This is a genomic window from Gorillibacterium massiliense (genome assembly GCF_000455485.1).
Lineage (GTDB): Bacteria > Bacillota > Bacilli > Paenibacillales > NBRC-103111 > Gorillibacterium > Gorillibacterium massiliense.
This window is the reverse complement of sequence record NZ_CBQR020000102.1, coordinates 38,184-56,278: the sequence shown is the minus strand read 5'-3', so window position 1 is coordinate 56,278 and position 18,095 is coordinate 38,184. Positions and strand designations below refer to the sequence as shown.

General features: G+C 53.5%; 16 protein-coding genes. 13 read left to right on the top strand and 3 right to left on the bottom strand.

The features are described from left to right. The first annotated feature begins 297 nt into the window (after nt 1–297). From TJ79_RS13385 to TJ79_RS13370, 4 genes are all read left to right on the top strand, one after another. Nucleotides 298–1,239 (top strand): ABC transporter substrate-binding protein, encoded by a 942-nt coding sequence (locus TJ79_RS13385; RefSeq protein ID WP_040950821.1) that lies wholly within the window; start codon nt 298–300, stop codon nt 1,237–1,239. Beyond that, nucleotides 1,223–2,008 carry an ABC transporter ATP-binding protein gene (locus TJ79_RS13380; RefSeq protein ID WP_052339576.1) on the top strand — a complete coding sequence of 262 codons (786 nt, stop codon included), beginning with the start codon at nt 1,223–1,225 and terminating at the stop codon, nt 2,006–2,008. The genes TJ79_RS13385 and TJ79_RS13380 overlap by 17 nt, the downstream gene beginning before the upstream one ends. Continuing rightward, nucleotides 2,002–2,754, top strand: a complete 753-nt coding sequence (locus tag TJ79_RS13375; RefSeq protein WP_040950820.1) for an ABC transporter permease — start codon at nt 2,002–2,004, stop codon at nt 2,752–2,754. Before TJ79_RS13380 ends, TJ79_RS13375 begins: the two co-directional genes overlap by 7 nt. A 123-nt stretch (nt 2,755–2,877) precedes the next feature. Then, a complete protein-coding gene (locus tag TJ79_RS13370; protein WP_040950819.1) occupies nt 2,878–3,546 on the top strand; it encodes a PDDEXK family nuclease in 669 nt (222 codons plus the stop codon). Between the two features lie 326 nt (nt 3,547–3,872). On the opposite strand, the gene TJ79_RS13365 is transcribed toward TJ79_RS13370, so the two are convergent. Further along, on the bottom strand, nt 3,873–4,505 hold the full coding sequence (locus tag TJ79_RS13365; protein WP_040950818.1) for an acetate uptake transporter: 633 nt from the start codon (nt 4,503–4,505) through the stop codon (nt 3,873–3,875). 158 nt (nt 4,506–4,663) lie between these two features. On the opposite strand from TJ79_RS13365, the gene TJ79_RS13360 reads away from it, so the two are divergent. The 4 genes from TJ79_RS13360 to TJ79_RS13345 all read left to right on the top strand — a co-directional run bounded on the left by TJ79_RS13360 (nt 4,664) and on the right by TJ79_RS13345 (nt 7,739). After that, nucleotides 4,664–5,587: an MBL fold metallo-hydrolase gene (locus tag TJ79_RS13360; RefSeq protein ID WP_238323001.1), complete on the top strand. Its 924-nt coding sequence runs from the start codon at nt 4,664–4,666 to the stop codon at nt 5,585–5,587. Between the two features lie 219 nt (nt 5,588–5,806). After that, complete coding sequence (locus tag TJ79_RS13355) at nt 5,807–6,292, top strand: RNA polymerase sigma factor (protein ID WP_337588946.1); 486 nt, start codon at nt 5,807–5,809, stop codon at nt 6,290–6,292. 5 nt (nt 6,293–6,297) lie between these two features. Further along, nucleotides 6,298–7,497, top strand: coding sequence for a hypothetical protein (locus TJ79_RS13350; protein WP_040950816.1), 1,200 nt, complete (start codon nt 6,298–6,300; stop codon nt 7,495–7,497). Beyond that, the gene (locus TJ79_RS13345; protein ID WP_155987877.1) at nt 7,494–7,739 is read left to right on the top strand and encodes a hypothetical protein; all 246 of its coding nucleotides are present in this window, start codon (nt 7,494–7,496) and stop codon (nt 7,737–7,739) included. Before TJ79_RS13350 ends, TJ79_RS13345 begins: the two co-directional genes overlap by 4 nt. Before the next feature lie 90 nt (nt 7,740–7,829). On the opposite strand, the gene TJ79_RS13340 is transcribed toward TJ79_RS13345, so the two are convergent. Continuing rightward, the gene (locus TJ79_RS13340) at nt 7,830–9,167 is read right to left on the bottom strand and encodes a 5'-deoxyadenosine deaminase (RefSeq protein ID WP_040950814.1); all 1,338 of its coding nucleotides are present in this window, start codon (nt 9,165–9,167) and stop codon (nt 7,830–7,832) included. A 212-nt stretch (nt 9,168–9,379) separates the two neighbouring features. On the opposite strand from TJ79_RS13340, the gene TJ79_RS13335 reads away from it, so the two are divergent. After that, a complete protein-coding gene (locus tag TJ79_RS13335) occupies nt 9,380–10,111 on the top strand; it encodes an S-layer homology domain-containing protein (protein WP_052339575.1) in 732 nt (243 codons plus the stop codon). 136 nt (nt 10,112–10,247) lie between these two features. Next, the gene (locus tag TJ79_RS13330; protein WP_040950813.1) at nt 10,248–10,532 is read left to right on the top strand and encodes a hypothetical protein; all 285 of its coding nucleotides are present in this window, start codon (nt 10,248–10,250) and stop codon (nt 10,530–10,532) included. A gap of 91 nt (nt 10,533–10,623) precedes the next feature. On the opposite strand, the gene pepT is transcribed toward TJ79_RS13330, so the two are convergent. Beyond that, a complete protein-coding gene (pepT, locus tag TJ79_RS13325; RefSeq protein WP_040950812.1) occupies nt 10,624–11,862 on the bottom strand; it encodes a peptidase T in 1,239 nt (412 codons plus the stop codon). A 321-nt stretch (nt 11,863–12,183) separates the two neighbouring features. Between pepT and TJ79_RS13320 the strand changes: the two genes are divergently transcribed. The 3 genes from TJ79_RS13320 to TJ79_RS13310 all read left to right on the top strand — a co-directional run bounded on the left by TJ79_RS13320 (nt 12,184) and on the right by TJ79_RS13310 (nt 17,968). After that, on the top strand, nt 12,184–15,123 hold the full coding sequence (locus TJ79_RS13320) for an ABC transporter substrate binding protein (protein WP_040950811.1): 2,940 nt from the start codon (nt 12,184–12,186) through the stop codon (nt 15,121–15,123). Between the two features lie 250 nt (nt 15,124–15,373). Beyond that, nucleotides 15,374–16,540 (top strand): winged helix-turn-helix domain-containing protein, encoded by a 1,167-nt coding sequence (locus TJ79_RS13315; protein WP_040950810.1) that lies wholly within the window; start codon nt 15,374–15,376, stop codon nt 16,538–16,540. A gap of 60 nt (nt 16,541–16,600) precedes the next feature. Beyond that, entirely contained in the window at nt 16,601–17,968 is a 1,368-nt protein-coding gene (locus TJ79_RS13310) for an MFS transporter (RefSeq protein ID WP_162162956.1), read from the top strand. The last annotated feature ends 127 nt before the right edge of the window (nt 17,969–18,095 follow it).

Here is an 18,095-nt window from a genome sequence, read left to right as displayed (position 1 = left end):
CCCTCACTGTCCGAAACGTCGCCCCCGCCCTCCCGTAAGGACTTCCCGTCAGCTAAAACGGAGACGTCGGCGATGAAGATGTTATTGAATTGAAGGCGATATTTATCGTTCAGAGCCCGGAACAAGACCGGGCTTTTTGATGTTCGAAAGTCGAAGGGTGATGAAAGTCTCAGAAAAATTGCATTTTCAAATCTACAGGATTCCATCTAATGCTATAATAGATTTCGTCTCATGTGAGAACCATTTTTTTGCAGGGGGACAGACCATCATACTAGACACAGAGAGGAACCGTAGATTATGAAAAAATGGATAGGACTTTTCGTGGCGTTGGCACTTGTTAGCATGCTGGCGGTAGGCTGTGGTTCAAGCAAAGATTCGTCATCCAAGGAAGCGCCGGCACTCAAGCTCGGTTTGCTGCCATCCATTGACGCTATCCCGTTTATTATCGCGAATCAGCAAGGTTTTGATAAAAAGCACGGCGTAACATTGGATATTCAAACTTTCAAAAGCGCTAAAGACCGCGACGCCGCCTTCCAAGGCGGACAACTAGACGGCATCAGCGGAGACTTGGTCGCCGTGGCGATTTATAACCAAGCTGGGGTCAAAATGAAGATCACCAGCACGACCTTCGGGGAATTCCAATTGCTCACCGGCAACGATGAGATTCAGGATGTTAAGGACTTGAAGGGCAAAAAAGTCATTCTCTCCACGAACACCTCGACAGAATACACTGTCGCCATGATGTTGAAGGAAGCGGGCTTGACGGAGAAGGACATCGCCGTCACGGAAGTGCCGCAAATCCCCACCCGCCTGGAGCTGCTCAAAAACAAACAGGCAGACGCTGCGATTTTACCGGAACCCTTCGTTACCATGGGACAAGCCGACGGACTCCGGGTGTTGAGCTCGACGACGAAGCTCGGGATCAATCCGTTTATTCTGGGATTCCCGGAGGACACCATCAAGGCGAAGGAAAAAGAAATCAAAGCCATGTACGCTGCATATGACGAAGCCGTCGCCTACATGAAGTCCCATGATAAATCGGAATTTATGGGCACAATCATCAAGGAAGTCGGCTATCCGGACTCTTTGAAGGACCAAATTACCGTGCCGGATTACTTGCCTGCCAACCAGGTGAAAGCGTCCGATATCGAGTCGGCCTTTGCCTGGGCGAAGGAAAAAGGACTGCTGAAAAAAGATCTCTCGCCGGAAGACGTGATTTCAGATGTCGTTTTCAAATGATAACGAAGATGAAAAAGGGCTCCGCATAGCGAACCTCCATGTGGAGTACGCGGCGGGCCACGCTCCCTTACGGGATTTTCACCTGCACGTCCCGGAGCACAGCCTGTACACCATCGTCGGGCCGTCGGGATGCGGGAAGTCTACTCTGCTTCGAGCGATTGCCGGTCTTCTGTCCTCCTACGGAGGGCAGATCCGCTTTGGTGGCGAGTCGCTGCGGGGAAGCGGCGCGCTGATCGGCTTTGTTCCGCAAAATTACGGCTTGCTGCCGTGGAAAACCGTTCGTTCCAACATCGAAACGGCGCTCAAGATCGGCCGTCCCGGCCGGGCGCTCCAGAAACAGCATGAGGAGCAGGCGACGCATTGGTTAACGGCTATGGGGATCGCGGATCTGGCCGACCGTTATCCGCTGTCGTTAAGCGGCGGGCAGCAGCAGCGCGTGGCTATTGCCCGGGCGTTTGCCCTGCAGCCGACCATTCTGCTTTTGGACGAGCCGTTTTCGGCGCTGGACGCCTTGACCCGGGAAAACGTGCAGGCGGTGTTTCTGGAAAATTGGCGGAATCATCCTACGACGACGCTATTTGTGACTCATGACGTGGAGGAAGCGGTTCTGCTTGGCGAGCGGATCGTCGTCATGCCCTCTAAGCAAGGGGAGTCTGCGGATATTCTCGACAATCCCGTGTTCGCGCTGGATGCGGCGGGCAAGCGGGACAGCGATGACTTTTACCGGCAAGTGAGAAGGATGAGAAAGGTCATACAGGAAAAATGGTGAAAAAAGGGTCGCTTCGCAATGCGCTGACGTTGTTGCTGGTTTTCGTCGGAATTAATCTCGTTTGGTATGGGTTAAGCCTGCTGGTGGACAAGCCGATCCTTCCGGCGCCCGGCTCGGTTTACAACGCCCTTGGCACGCTGGCCGGGGAAAGCATCTGGATGCATGCAGGCTACAGCTTGCTGCGGATTTTTACCGGTATTCTGGCCGCTCTGATCGTCGGGCTGCTCCTGGGCATGGTGATGGGCCGTTCCCTCTTCTGGAACAAGCTGCTGGACCCGGTGGTCTATTTGACGTATCCGATTCCGAAAATCGCGCTGCTGCCGGTGGTTATGCTATTTTTCGGGCTGGGGGAGACATCGAAGATTTTGATGATCGCTCTTATTCTCGTTTTTCAGATCATTATCTCGGTGCGCGATGGGGTGAAGGCCATCCCGGAAAACGCCTACGACGTGCTGAGCTGCATCGGCGCAGGCAGTGTGCAAAAGTTTTGGCATATTACTTTTCCGGGCGCCATGTCGGTGATCCTGAGCACGATTCGGGTTTCGTTGGGCACGGCGATATCGGTGCTGTTTTTTACGGAGATTTACGGCACTCGCTACGGCATGGGCTACTTCATTATGGACGCGTGGCTCAGGATGAGCTATTCGGAGATGTATGCGGGAATCTTGATGCTGAGTCTTATCGGCTTCCTGTTGTTCATGCTGGTGGACGCTCTCGACCGCCGGTTCATGAAGTGGCGGAAGTAGGCGGGCGGGGAATTTTATGCTCACGATTAAAACTGATCATGTGCTATACTTATCTGAGACGAAGAACGTCCTCTTATTGCCATTGGCGGGAGGGCGTTCTTTTTTTTGAAAGGAGCGGTCGTAATGGATTTCGAAACAGCCTATGTAGCATTTCTTCAGCATCATCTATCTCTTCGTTCGGGGGAGAGGCTCGGTCGGCTTCAACGCGGTCATCGGCATGCCGAGAAACTGCTCCTTCAAAACGTCATCTGGCCTGTGTTGGGCAGCTTGGAGCATTTGCATCCGGAGTACGAAGTCAAGGACTGGAACCGCAAGTCGCAGTTTTTGGATTGGGCGTATCTCCCAAGCTTCGGACGTTTCGACATCGAGTGCGACGGTTACCAAAGCCACGTCAAGGATATGGATCGGGACCAATTCAGCTATTCGCTCAACCGGGATACTTATTTGACGGCGACGGGATGGACGGTGGTGCATTTTTCCTACGATGATGTAAAAGACAGACCGGACATATGCCGCATGCTGCTTCAAATGCTACTAGCTCCATTTTTCACCCACCCGCGAGACAACACGCTGCTCTCACCAAACGAGAAAGAAATTCTTCGACTGGCATTAAGTTTGAGCAGACCTATCCGGCCGAAAGATGTCTCTGAACATTTTCAAATCGATTACCGCACTGCGCGCAAGAGGCTGCTGGGACTAGTCGATCGCGATATGCTCAAGCCTATCGTTCGGAACAAATATACGTGTTCCTTTGTATTGGCGGAGCATTTTTCACATAAATGGCTTCTGTAAGGCGGCGGTATTGCTCGCTCGAAAATGTTGGATTTTATGAGTGATTTGTCGGAGCAGCGGATCTAATAAGCGAATTTGTTGGAAAAAATGCAGGATTTATGCTCGGTGAAGGCGTTTGGTATATATAATCGTGCATTTAATCCAACTTTTTAGCCCAAAACGACCACTGCGAAGGAATAATCTTGGATAAAATACAGGATTTGAGTGACAAGCAAGTCCGAAGGATTTGCCGCAGGAGACGATACCGATGGCTATCTCTGATAAGCGGCAAGGCAAAAAAAACAGGGAGGATGCGATGTGCACCCTCCCTTTTGCTTTATGTTTGATTATTTGGTTTTCGGGGTGAAAATACCGCAGGGCTTGCCGATTGGCAGGAAGCTGTAGCCGAAGTGTGCGTTCAGCACGGAAGCGCCGGTGCCGTAAAGGGAAACGATGCCGATGGCCATTTCCGCATAAGCGGCAAGGGTATGGAACTGCTCGGCGGCGAAGCCGAAAGCGTCCATGGTGAGGCCGAGGAACAAGAGATCGATGAGGCAGAAGATGATCAGCAGCACTTTGTTGGCTTCAACGGCGCCGATGGTCATGAAAAGCGTGAACACGAGGTAGCCGGCGAAAGCGAAGCCGAGCTGTTTGCCGTCCACGTTTGCCGCCGCAGCCAGAACGGTGCCGAATACGCCCATTTTGATCATCCAGCTAGCGGCCATGCCGAACCAGAAGAAGGCGTAGGCGCCGAAAGCCGTGGAGCCGAAAGTGTTGTTCCGTTTGGAGTCCTGAATGCAGGCGAACAATTGGGCAAAAGCTCCGAGGAAAACGGCCCACGGAATGATCAGGCTTAAGCCATGGGTGATTTCGAGCTTTTGCGATGATGCGACGAGGGTCACGATCGCCAAACCGAACAGTCCCATTGCACTGGGGTCGGCATTAGTGATCTTGACGGTTGTAGGGGATTCTTTTTGCATGAAAATAAGGCCTCCAACTGATAAAAGTAACGCGTCCGTTCATAAATAACGCACACTTGCCCTATTGTACTCGAAGCGCCCTCGTTAAGAAAGATAGTTTCAGGATAAAAATGTGAAAAATCTGTACTCCAACCTTTTCCTATTGGAAGCGCGGGGATATGGTAGAGTGGAGAAAAAAGCCAAAGAAAGAAGATGAGAGCGTGTCCTATTTCGAACGGATCAGTCCCCATATCGATATTATGCATGCTGAGCATGAGACGGATCGCCCGATCCTGGCGGCCGTTCAAGGAAGGCGGCGAACGCTGCTCATCGACGCCGGCAACTCACCCAAGCACGCCGCGCTGTTCCGAGCTTACCTTCGGGAGCAAAACTGTCCTGAGCCTGATCTTCTCGCGTTGACACATTGGCATTGGGACCATACCTTCGCCATGTCGGCTTGGGGAGTACCGGCGGTGGCCCATCACGCGACGGCGCAAATGCTGGCACGTTTGGCGCGGCTCCATTGGTCCGCGGAAACCTTGCGGGAGCTGGAAAACGAAAGGATCATCAGTGACAGAACGGTTGCGGACATACGCTTGGAATATAAGGAGGAGTCCCTTTCGGCTATCGCCGTAGTCGAACCGGATATCTCGTTTCAGGACCGGCTCACCCTCGACCTCGGAGGTGTGACTTGCGAAATCCTCCATGTTGGCGGGGACCACTCGGTGGATTGCTGTTATCTTTATGTACCCGAGGATCGGACGCTGTTTCTCGGCGATGCCCTTGGTCCTTCCGTTTATGGTGGGCCAATGGCTTACACCAGCGCTTCATTTCTTCGTTTGATGACCATTGCAGAGGATTATGACGCCGAAGTGTTCGTGGAATCCCATGGTAAGCCGCTTTCCCGCGCAGATTTCCTGGCGGAGTTGGCCCCTTACAAGCAATTGGCGCAATTGGCCGGGCAAATCGGCAATGACCGGGATAAACTGGCTGCAGAGCTGAAAAATTGTCTAGGGGCGGAAGAACTCCCGGCTGATCTGGAGCGCTCCATCGACTTTTTCATAGCTGGGTTCGCCGACGCTGGTGATTCAACCTCTACGTGATCGGCTACTGACTACTTGCTCCACTGCCCAAAGCAGCGCTCTTCCTGAGCGGCGATTCCAACCCTGGTCGTTTTCCAGCCCCTGCTTTTCCACACCACAAGAAATCACCCATCGGTACCCGCCCCTTTAAAAAAATTGCATTCGTCCCAACACTTTCTCTTGTTCAATCGTTATATAAGCGTAAAGCGGCTGGTAAGGCGAAATTGAACCGACTCTCAAATAAATCAAAAAGCGAGTGAGGAAATGGATGCGCCGTTCTGGTATGAAGAGTTGAAAAGCGATCTGTACCGGTTTGCCCGCTCGATTTCCCGTCATGAGCAGGAGGCGGACGATCTGGTGCAGGACGCATGGGTCAAAGCGCTAAAGGAAGAGGACTTTAGCGGGTGGCCGGTTTACAAGCAGCGGGCGTGGTTCTACCGGGTCATGAAAAACCGGATGATCGACGAACGCCGGAAGGAAAAACGGCTGACGGTTTGGGAAGAGGATACGGTGAATGCGGCAGAACCACTGGTCGGCGATGATCCGGTGGACGCGGCGGAGCTATTGTCCCATTTGCCTGGAGAGCTGAGCAACATCGTCTTCAAGCGATATTGGCTCGGACTGAACAGCCGGGAGATCGGAAAGCAGTTGGGTATTCCTGATGCAACCGTGCGGTATAAGCTGCAGCAGGCAATGAAGCAATTGAGAAAAATAATGGAGGCGTAATCGGTATGGGACAACGAATCGGGAACATTGGCGTATTGAATTTGATTCATGCGACGGAAGAAAGCATTACGGGAATTGAACATGTGGATAACGTCGGGATCGCGCTGTACCGCAAAGAGACGGCTCATTTGTTGACAAAATTAAACCTGGGTAACATCGGAAAAAGTCTGGAGATACCGGAGGGATACCGGATTGAGATGGGCAGTCTCCATGTGGACGCTGGATATTTGGCGTCGTTGGGGGACGGGGAACAGAAGGTGTTCTGTGTCGGCAAGGTAGTGATCGGCAAGGACGTAACGGCTGAGCAGCTTGAGACGAGCCGGCTGTGCATCGAGTGTGGAGGCAAGGTGTACGTTCCGGCGCATTTGGCCGGGATGTATTCTCGGGTCGTTTCCGGCGGGAAAGCGGCGGTTTACGAGTCTGCGCTCCCCAGATGGGAAAATGGCGTGTTCCGGTTGTCTAACGGCTTTCTGGACTCCCTTGATGAGCCTGTCGAGCTGGAGATCAACGGGAAGCTGGAGTTGGACGAAGATTTGCGACTGGAACAAGCAGCGGAAAAAATCCGCAAGCTGTCCGTCAACGGCGTGGCGGTTTTGCGGGAGAGTCAGAAGACGTTCTTTTACCGGGTCACCCCGTCGGTGGGGACATGCAAGGTGAAACTCATCCCCGATGGTTATATAGCGCTGGAAAAGCCGCTGCGGCTAAACGCCAAATCGCTCCGCCGGTTTAAAGGCAGCCGCCTGTATACAACAGAGCCGATTTTTTTCGATCCGGATGTGACCCGAGAGGCTTTTGCCGGCGCATTCGAACGGATTCAATCCAACTCGCTGCTGGTGGGCGGCGAAGCCATCGAAGATCTGCTGTATGAATGCTGCCCTTCCTTTGAGGCGGAGGTGCTCGGTTACGAACACGGCTATGTTTGGGTTCAGGACGAAGAGACTTGGACAGCACAGCAGTTTCAAGCATTGACACAGCCGACGGATATGATTGTGACGGGGAAGCTGGTGCTGGCCGCCGATGTTATCGGAGAAACGCTGCAGGGAAATGTGGCGAGTGTAAGCCTCATTGGCGACATCGTCGTTCAGGGTGTGGAAACGCAGGTGGCGTTGCAGCCTTATTTGCGGAAGCTGGGAGGAAATTTGGCAGTCGAAAGCGAGCGGGAGGATCAACCCTTTTTGCACAATATCGGGGTTCTGAACCTTTGACCTTAGAACCTCTCACACCAGACGAAAGCGAGGCGGAAACGATGGTGATCCCAGGAATGGAGGAACTGGCCAAGCAGCATATCCAAGACAGATTGCGGGAGGCGGAACAGGCGCGGTTGATCCGGCTGGCGAAAGCGGCGCGCCAAAATTCCCGTAAACCGCGTGTAGCCCGGAGAATGTGGAGAAGCCGCGGATTGGGTGCTTGGTTCCGTAAATTCCTCCGCTTTGCAAGCATAGGTTAACCCTAGCGGAGTTTACTCCGAAAAAAAAGAACGCCCGCCGGGCGTTCTTTTTTAACGTTACAGAATGCTTAAGTTTGCTAAAGTGTTTTCTTATAGGAGAGCTGTTCGTTTCAGCAGCCTTTTGATCGAAGCGTCGGCTTCCTTCAGAACGGTATTCTTGTCGATGGTGGTCATCCGCCCTTGTTCCATGACTATGCGACCGTTCACTATAGTAGTCTCCACGTCTGCCCGGGTAGCGGAATAGACGATGCGGGAGATGGGATCGACGTCGAAGGAGGGGAACGTGTGGAACTGGTTTAGGTTCAAGATCGCCAGATCCGCTTTTTTCCCCGGCTCCAGGCTGCCGATCTCATGTTCCAGTCCGACAGCCCGGGCGCCGCCGATAGTGGCCATGCGGAACACATGCCGGGCGTTCATGGCCGTAGGGCCGTGCAGCGGCTTTTGAATGAGCGCGGAAAGTCGCATCTCGTTGAACATGTCGAGGTTATTATTGCAGGGCGCCCCATCCGCTCCCAGGCTGAGGGAAATATCCATCCCGAGCATGTCGGGAATATCGGCAATGCCGGAGGCAAGCTTCAGGTTGGAGCCGGGGCAGTGGCTGACGTGCACGCCGCGCTCGCGGATAATCCGCTTCTCTTCATCATCCAGCCAGATGCAATGGGCGAGAATAAGCCGGTCGTTGGCCAAGCCTAGATGGTCGAGGTAAACCACGTTGCGCATGCCGGTTTCGGCCTGCACGAGAGCAATTTCTCCCTGGTTTTCCGAGGCGTGGGTATGCACTTTTACTCCGTAATCGGCGGACAGCTTTGCCACCTCCCTCAGAAGCGGCTCCGTACAAGAGATGACGAAACGCGGAGTAAAAGCATACTGGATCCGTCCGCCGTCGTAACCGTTCCACGCCTCCAGCAAGTCCACGCTTTCTTGTATCGATTTGGCGGTGTTCTCCCGCAGCCGGTCAGGCACGTCCGCGCCTTTGTCCATCATCACCTTGCCGGAAACGGCGCGGATTCCGCTTTCGGCAATGGCTTGAAACGCATGCTGGGTGTAATGCACGGTCTCCATATCCACCAAAGTCGTCGTCCCGCTAGAGAGTAGCTCGCCTATCCCAAGCAGCGCCGAATAATAGATAGATTCCTCATCGTGAGCCGCTTCCAATGGCCAGATCCGTTTTTTCAGCCAGTCCAGCAGTTCCATATCGTCGCCTTTTCCGCGAAATAGCGTTTGGCATAAATGGATGTGGGTTTGCACGAAGCCGGGAATGACGGTGCGGCCGGCGGCATCGATCACTTTGTCCGGTGTCCAAGGAGGCGTGAGATCCTGTCCAATGGCATGAATCCGGTCATCTTCGATCCAAATATCGCCGTGTAAAATCTCTTCCCGGTCATTCATCGTGATGATTTCCGCGTTTTTGATCAGCAGATGGGCCATGGTCTTCCCTCCTCGTTGGTTATCTAAGTAATGCGGTTTTACCCATGGTAGAACGTGTTAATAATAATGTCAATCGAGGGTAGATAATCTTCCATATAATATTCAAAACAAACGAGTGAAATACAAAAAGATGAAAAGGGGTGCAACCTTTTTCCAGGATTTCCGTCAGTAGGGGTGCGCGCGTTAAAATCAAGCATACGAGGTGGATCATAATGAAAAAGAGAAAAGAACTCGCTGTAGTTGCCCTTTCCGTGTTGCTTGCTTCATCGATCGCGGGCCAAGCCCTGGCGGCGAAAGGCTTTCAGGATCTGGAAGGCGTCAAAAATGCCGATGCCATTGTGAAGCTGCAGGAGAAAGGAATCGTTAGCGGTGTAAGCGAGGGAGTCTTCGCTCCTGCGGAGAAGCTCACCGCTGCGCAAGCAGCCACGTTGATCATTAAAGGAATGGATCTGAATTTCGATACAATCCGTTTTGTCAGAGCGCCCTTGGCTAGCGATTATTTCACGTCGGTGGACGATAACGCCTGGTTCGCCCAGTCCTTCGTCATCGCTCATTTTTATGGCATCGAATTCCCGGCTGATATTGACCCGAACAAACCGCTTACCCGTGAGCAGTTTGCCTTCTTCCTGCAGCAAGGCGTAGAGAAGGTGGGCAATTATCCGCTAGTCAAAATGTACATCAACATCGGCGACGAGAGCGACATGACTACCTCTTACCAAGGAGCGATTCAGCGTTCGTTGCTCATGAAGATTACGTCGTTGGATGAAGCGGGCAACTTCCATCCGAAGGCGGAAATCACCCGTGAGGAAGCAGCCGCAATGCTGTATAACGCCGTTACCTTCGTGGAGAGCCATACGTCTATCCCGGAATCGCCGGAGCCTACCGCAGAATCGTCATCTGCGCCTATAACTACACCAGCGCCGTCAGCAACTCCAACCCATTGATACGACATTTTAAAAAGAAAAAGCTGTTATCGGAGAGATCCGGTAACAGCTTTTTATATATTCATCTGGTAACGTCATTTACCCAAAGTTAGTAACGTTTTACTATATATTCCATTAGGCGAAGGAGGGAAAGCTCGTGGACAAAGTCGAGTTTCTCGGCCAGATTGAAGCGGCGCTCGCAAAGCAGGAGCTGCAAATGACGGGACGGGCAGCGGAGGCGGTCCGCAAAGCCGGATTTACCCAGGAGGACTTGAACGACCTGCTGCTTCATCCGGAAAAAATGACACTAGCGCTTGCCGAAAATTACGATGTCTGCTACGTGTTGTCCGGTAAAAGGACGCGGAAAGCAAAGGTGGGCATGAAAGGAGATGAGATGGTCGTACTCTGGCTGGAATACAACAAAGTTCCCTTTATCTTGTAGCAGTATCGCAAAACGAAAAAAAGGCATGCGGACGACGGCGATTTCAATCCTTGCCGAAGTCTGCATGCCTTTTTAGCCTGAATCGTTTCGCTTATTCGGTCGCCTTCGCCTCAAACAGCTTGGCGATTTCGATAATCGTTTCCGCCGCTTTGATCATGGTTTCCACGGAGACGAACTCAAACTTGCCGTGAAAATTTTCTCCGCCGGCAAAAATATTCGGCGTCGGCAGCCCCATGAACGACAGGCGGGAGCCGTCGGTGCCGCCGCGGATGGCGACGATGTCCGGCTCGATGCCCAGATTCTTCATCGCCTGGCTGGCGACGTCCATCACTTCCCGCACCGGCTCGATTTTTTCCCTCATGTTGTAGTACTGATCATGCAGGTTCAGTTGGACGGTTCCTTCGCCGTGCTTGGCGTTCAACCGGCTGACGACATCTTCCATGGTCGCTTTCCGTTTGTTGAAAATGTCCCGGTTGTGATCGCGAATGATGTAGCTCAGCTTCGTTTCCTCAACGCCGCCGCTTATGGAATTCAGATGGTAAAAGCCTTCGTAGCCTTCCGTGTGCTCCGGAGCTTCTTGCGCAGGCAGCAAGCTGTTCAATTCCATAGCGATTTTCATGGAGTTGACCATTTTGCCTTTGGAATAACCGGGGTGCACGCTGTTGCCTTTGACGGTAATTTTGGCACCCGCGGCGTTGAAGCTTTCATATTCCAACTGACCGAGTGGGCCGCCGTCCATAGTGTAAGCATAAACCGCGTTGAAGGCTTCGACGTTGAATTTGTCGGCGCCTCTGCCGATCTCCTCATCAGGAGTGAAGCCGACGCGGATGGTGCCGTGCTTGATTTCCGGGTGCTGAATCAAGTAAGCCATGGCGGTCATTATTTCCGCGATGCCGGCTTTGTCGTCGGCACCAAGCAGGGTAGTGCCGTCGGTAGTGATCAGCGTTTGTCCTTTGTAGCCGGTAAGCTCCGGATACTCCTTAGGCGAGAGGACCACTCCCAGCGCTTCATTCAGCGTGATGTCCCCGCCGTCATAGTTTTCCACCAGCTGCGGGTTGACCCCAGCGCCGGTCAAATCCGTGGCCGTATCCATGTGGGCGATGAAGCCGATGGTAGGCACTTGCTTTGTCGTATTCGCAGGCAAGGTTGCCATGATATAACAATGCTCGTCCAGGGTGACATCCGTAAGTCCGATGGCTTTCAGCTCTTCCACCAACTGGCGGGCTAAGTTCCATTGTCCCGGGGAAGAGGGACAGGCGGGATTATCTTCGTTCGATTGCGTATCCACTTTTACGTAGGAGGTAAAACGCTCCACGATTTCGTTTTTCACGCAGGTTCAGCTCCTTTTCAACTCCATCAGCTTTAATAAGTTTGTCGCGGGTCATAAGCCCGACCCTTTAACTATATCAGAATTTTTGGAGATGTAATAATTCACCTGAATAAACCGATTTTTTGTCTCCGGTGGTCGTTTCGCCCATTATCGCCATAATTCGATAAAATTTTTCATTTTACGTATTTTTTTCGTTCACCTTTTCCAAGATTTGTACGATAATGTAAGTAGAGTTTGCGTTCATCCCAATCCCCTTCCGACCAGTCAGCATGACAGAGGCGAACGCTTGTCCACTACGATTCGGTTGAGGTGACCGTTGGAATGAACAGGTTCGGCAAAGCCTTCATGGCCCTCCTGCTTTTGATTACCCTCATCGCAGCAAAACCTGTTATAGCCCAGGCAGATGACCTGGATGGGAAAAAAGTGCTGATCATCAACTCCTACCATAAAGGCATGGTTTGGACGGACGATCAAACCCAAGGCATCATGGACGCCTTTGGAGCATCTGGTATCAGTGCTACTTTATTCACCGAATACATGGACTGGAAAAGAAATCCCACCCTTGAAAATCAGCGAATTTTTCTTGAAAATATCCGCAACAAATATGAGCGTGCGTCCATTGATCTGGTCATGACGACGGATGATGCGGCGTTGAAATTCGCTCTGGACCATCGACAGGAACTGTTTCCGGAGGCGCCAATTATTTTTTCCGGAGTGAATCCTATCGGGATCAAGGACTTGATCGGCAGCAACTGGAAGGTAACCGGCGTTACGGAAAATATCGATCCCACGGCTACCATTAACGCGGCTTTAACCGTCAATCCTAAGCTGAGCAAGGTTTATTTGGCGTTCGATCAATCCGAAAGTGGGAAGTCGACAGGCGCCCTCGTCACCGAAAAGATCAATGCGATGAATTTGGGGCTGACGATCATTCCCATGGACTCGCTCAGCTATGAGCAAATGATCGAGCAAGCCCGGCAGTTGAACAAAGAGGATTCGATAATCCTGATGACCACCTATTATCATGACAGCACCGGTCGAACCGCGGAGTTCGATAAAATCGCCCAAGCCTTAAGCGATAGCAGCCAAGTGCCCGTTTACCATCTGTACGATTTTGGTTTGAATCACGGCGCCGTTGGCGGTAGCATGCTAAGCGGCACGCTGCAGGGGAAAGAGGCGGCAGCTCTCGCCGTCCGCGTGCTCGGGGGAGCGAACCCGGATGGAATCCCTATCGTGTCCAATCCGGCGACGAGATTGGCGTTTGATTATAACGTTTTGAAGCGTTTGGATATCCCGTTATCGAAGCTGCCAAAGGGCAGCGAGGTGATTAACAGGCCCTTTTCCTTTTATGAGACCTATAAAGCGATGATTTACGTCGTTCTGGGCTCGTTCATCAGTTTGATCGTGCTCATTCTCATATTGCTCGGGTACATCCGGCTCATCCGGAATATGCGACGGAAGCTGGCACGCAGCCATGAACGCTTCCTACTGGCTACGGAAGGTGCGGGATCGGTCGTTTGGGATTTGGATATGACGACGATGCGGTATTATTTTTCCGATCGCTGGTACGAGCTGTTGGGTTATGAGAAAGAGGAATTGGCCGAGGCATTCGGCGGCTGGAAGTGGCTGATCCACCCCGAAGACGCGGCGACGGAAGAACGGGTGCGGGAGGCGCACGTGCAGGGCAAGACGCCGTTTTTTGAATGTGAGTACCGGATGATTACCAAGTCCGGCGACTATAAATGGATTCGCGCCCGGGGAAAGGTTATCCGCGACGAGAATGGCGAGCCGGTGCGGATGGCGGGCTCTATGCTGGATGTGACGGAGCAGAAGGGATATGAGGTGAAGCTGCAGGCCAGTTACGACGACTTGGAAGCATCTAACGAAGAGCTGACGACGCTGCAGGAGGAGCTCATGGAGCAGTTTGATATGCTGCAGCGCAGTGAGGAGCGTCTGCATGAGCTGGCCTATTTTGATGAATTGAGCAAATTACCCAACAAGTTGTCTCTATTCGAGGAGCTGCGTTCCCTGCTGGCTGATGGTGCATGCACAAGAGCGGCGCTGTACAACCTGGACGTCGACAACTTCAAGTATTTTAACGATACGATGGGCTATTTCTTCGGGGATAAGCTGCTGAGTCAGGTGGGGGAAAGGCTGCGTTCGTTGTCGAACGGGCAGGATTATGCTTTCCGCTTCAGCGGCGATGAGTTCGTCATTTTGCTGAAGGACGTGGAGTCGGACGATGATGTGCTCCAGTTTGCGGAATCCTTAGTGAATGGCTTCCGCGATCCTTTGGAAGTGCTGGATGCTACTTTTCATATCAGCGTCAGCGTGGGTATTTCCCAGTACCCGAAAGACGGCAACGATCCGGAGAGTCTGCTGAAGTTCGCCGACATTGCGATGCATCGGGCAAAGGAACCGCCGAAAGGGAAGTATGCGCTGTATGACTCCTCCATGCAGGCGGCTACCGACGAGCGGATGATCATGGAAAAGCATCTGCGGAATGCCCTTAGCAATGGGGAACTTTCCTTGCATTACCAGCCCCAGTATAACTTGAGATCAGGCTTCGTTTCCGGGTTTGAAGCGCTGATCCGTTGGGACAACCCGGAGCTTGGCAGAGTATCTCCATTATCATTCATCCGTGTGGCCGAGGATAGCTGGCTAATCGTTACCATCGGCGAATGGGTGCTGCGCAGCGCCTGTCATTTTATTAAATCGATGCACAATCGGGGCCATGCCGGCTACCAGATTTCCGTCAATCTATCGGTCGTTCAGCTGATGCAGGAAGATTTCGTGGATATGGTGCTGCGTATTTTGGACGAAACCGAGTTGGCTCCGGAGTTCCTCGAAATCGAAATCACCGAATCGGTTATCATTCAGTATTTTGAAGAGAGCCGCGCCAAGCTGAACAGGCTGCGTTCCGTCGGTGTGCGAATTGCGCTGGACGACTTCGGCACCGGGTACTCGTCCCTGAGCTATCTGAAGCAACTGCCCATCACTACGTTGAAGGTGGATAAATCGTTTATCGACAGCATTCCGGACATGTCCATCGACCGCTCTCTTACCGATGCCATCTTGACCATTGGGGACCGGTTGGGTCTGGATATCGTCGCCGAAGGCGTCGAGTCGTATAAACAGTTCCGCTACCTGAAGCGGACCAAATGCATCAAGGTTCAAGGCTACTATATCAGCCGGCCCATCCCGGAAAATGAAGTAGTGGCATGGATTGAAGCTGGCCCTTTTACTCCGCCGGCGGTTTGACCGCAGGCGGGTTTTTTTGTCATTTTGCCTAGTTCTCTCTACCTTCTCTTGCATATTCTGAAGAAGAGAAGAGTAGGAAAGCAGGCACGAATGACAACGTCGAAACGGTTCCCGTATCGGCTGTTGATGATATAGAAAGCGGGCGGCATCCCGGGTTTCCCCCCGGTGCTGCCTGCTGTTTATTTATGCGCCGCCATACTTTTGTTAAAATGGAAAAAAGCCTATTCGCAAGAAGGGATCGAGAAAAGCGATGAACCGCATCCGATTTGAACCGGGCAACTGGACCGTGGCCTGGGGGGGACAAGCTGTCGTCTTGCTGCCAAAGGAATACACGCTCCTTGCGTATCTATACCGGCATGCTGGGAGAACGTTGACCCGCGAGCAATTGTTGGACGGCGTATGGCCGTTAGAAGCGCCTACAGACCGGACGGTGGACGACCATATCTACCGGCTGCGGAAAAAACTGTTGGGGTGGCGTTCCGTTCTTCGTATCGAGACGGTACGGGGAGCGGGCTATCGGCTTGTGGCGGAAGATAGTGCCATAGGATCGGGAACTGAACCGGTGGCAGGTGACAACCCCCTTTTGCAGGCGGATGATTTTAAAAAAGAGATGCAGGGAATCACTCAAGCCTATATCCGGTATGGGCGCGGCGATGCCCTTTTGGCGTTGGCGCGGAATAAAGAGTTGTTTGGCTATGAGATGGAGCCCGCATACCAGCTATTGATCCGCTTGAATGAAGGAGATGTGCGGTTTTTGCTGGATGAGACGGCGGCGCCCTTCCGGGAGCGGTTATTTTTTCTGCTGCTCTTGTATCATGAACTGAATCCGCGGGGAAGCCGCCCTTATGTGGAGGCCGCCATCCGTGCCAACGCGCTGCCTCCCCTTTGGCAAAGAGAGCTGGAGACGATGATCCTCCCTTCGGTGCGGTTGGATTGGGGCGAAGCGGAAAAAGCCGCCGAGGGTATGGAACGGTTGGCGGAAATGGTGGAACGGAACAACTGGCAGGGGCTGATTCCCTACGTCGGCAATATGCGCCTCAAGTTTGAATTGTACCGGGGAGAACCGGCGGGGATTCAGGAAGCGCTGAATCGTGCGGAGTCGCTGTTGAATACATATCCATACCAACGGGAAATGGGCCAGTTTTACGTGTGTAAAGGATTGGCGGCCTATGGAGATGATCCGCAGGAAGGACGACACTGGATTGAACGGGGGCTGGCGGTTCTCCAAGAGTCGCATTTTTTACCCCATCTGCTGTTGGGGATTCGCATGGCTGCCGAATATGCAGAACGCCGCGACTGGCGGGAGCTCGCCAGCGAGTACCGGAGCCGCTGGACTCGGACAACCCGGGAAATCGGACTCGCTCAAATGGAAAGCGAACTGATTCTACAGCTCCGGAAGGGCCTCGGGTTCCTCTGATCTTTCTCTGACAATTCCCTGTTACTCTTGAAGGCAAACGCAGGGATGGGAGAGTGGAAGATGAAAAAGGGAACGGCTATGGGAATGGCTTTGGCTCAGCCGGGTTACCGCCGTTTGTTTGCAGGGCAGGTGCTGTCGGATTTCGCCAATTGGCTTGATTTCATCGTACTTAGCACAATTGTCGTTTACGTTTGGGGCCACGGCTCGTTTGCGGTGGCGCTGTTGTCGCTCGCGATGGGGTTGCCATGGGTAATTATCGGACCAATTGCGGCAGGAAGGGTTGGGCGATTTTCCGGGAAAAGGGTGCTGATCCTCTGCGACCTTCTTCGGGCGGTCTTCGTGTTTTTGATGATGTGGGCACCGAATTTGGGGCTGCTGCTGCCCTTGGTGTTCTTGAAAATGAGCGCAAGCTCCGTCTTCGATCCAGTGCGGCAGCGGGAAATCCGCCATTTGGCCGGAGGGGAAAATCTGGCCCAAGTGTCCTCGCTAAGCCAGCTTTCTGTCAGCGCGACCAAAATCATCGGGCCGATGGCTGGCGGTTTTTGCATGAGTTGGCTGGGCAAGGACTCGGCGTTCCTCATCGGTTCGGCGCTTTATTTGCTATCTGCGTGGATTCTGACGGGGCTGCCTGCTGAGAGGCGGGACATCAGGGAAGACGCGCCGGATCAGGTACGGACGGCAGCGGACTGCGGAACGGATGGAACGGCGGACCAGGAGGTGGCGGCAACTGCAGGTGCGGTGACGGAATCGTCAACCTCTGAAGCCGCTCAGGAAGATGGCATTGGCGGGTGGCGCCGGACCTGGGCTTACATTATGGACAAGCCGGCACTGCGGGCTGCAATTCTGTATGCGGCGGCCTTGTTCTTTTTGATTTTTCTGTACGATGGGCTCATCGTACTATTGATTCGCGATGTCGGCATGGGCGAGGAGCAGTTCGGGCTCCTCATCGGCGCCGTCGGCGGCGGCAGCGTGCTGGGTGCGCTGGCGGCCGGGTACTGGACCGGCTGGCGGCGCCGACCCCTTTCTCGCATGAGCGGAGCCGGCGTGCTCTCCGGCATCCTCATCGCGCTGGCGGGAGCCGGCTCCTTCGGCGCGCTGCCGCCGGACCTGGCGCTGTGGCTGCCGCTGTTCGCGCTGCTCGGCTTCATCGGCGCCCAGGGGACGGTCCCCTTCGGCTACGTCCTGCAGACGGAGTCTGCGGACGAGACCATCGGGCCCGTCTCTGCTTTCGCCAGCGCCTTGCAGACCGGCTCGATGCTGGTTGCGCCTTTCCTCGGCGCCTTCGCCGCGCGGCTGTGGAGCGCCGGCGCCGTGTTTCTCGCCGTAGGGGCCGCCACCGCTGTCTTGGCGCTGCTGGTCCGCCTGCGGTTGCCGGCGTCACCACACCTAAGCGGAATAGCCAGCGATAACGGTCAACTGCCCGGGTGAACGCATAGAAAGCGCTGTCGATTTTAGGGGACGGATCGTGTACTATGGGAAGTGGATATGGCATTTTTAACTACGGCGTCAGCCGATTATATTGGTGGGCCGCTTGGCCCCGACGGACAATGATGGA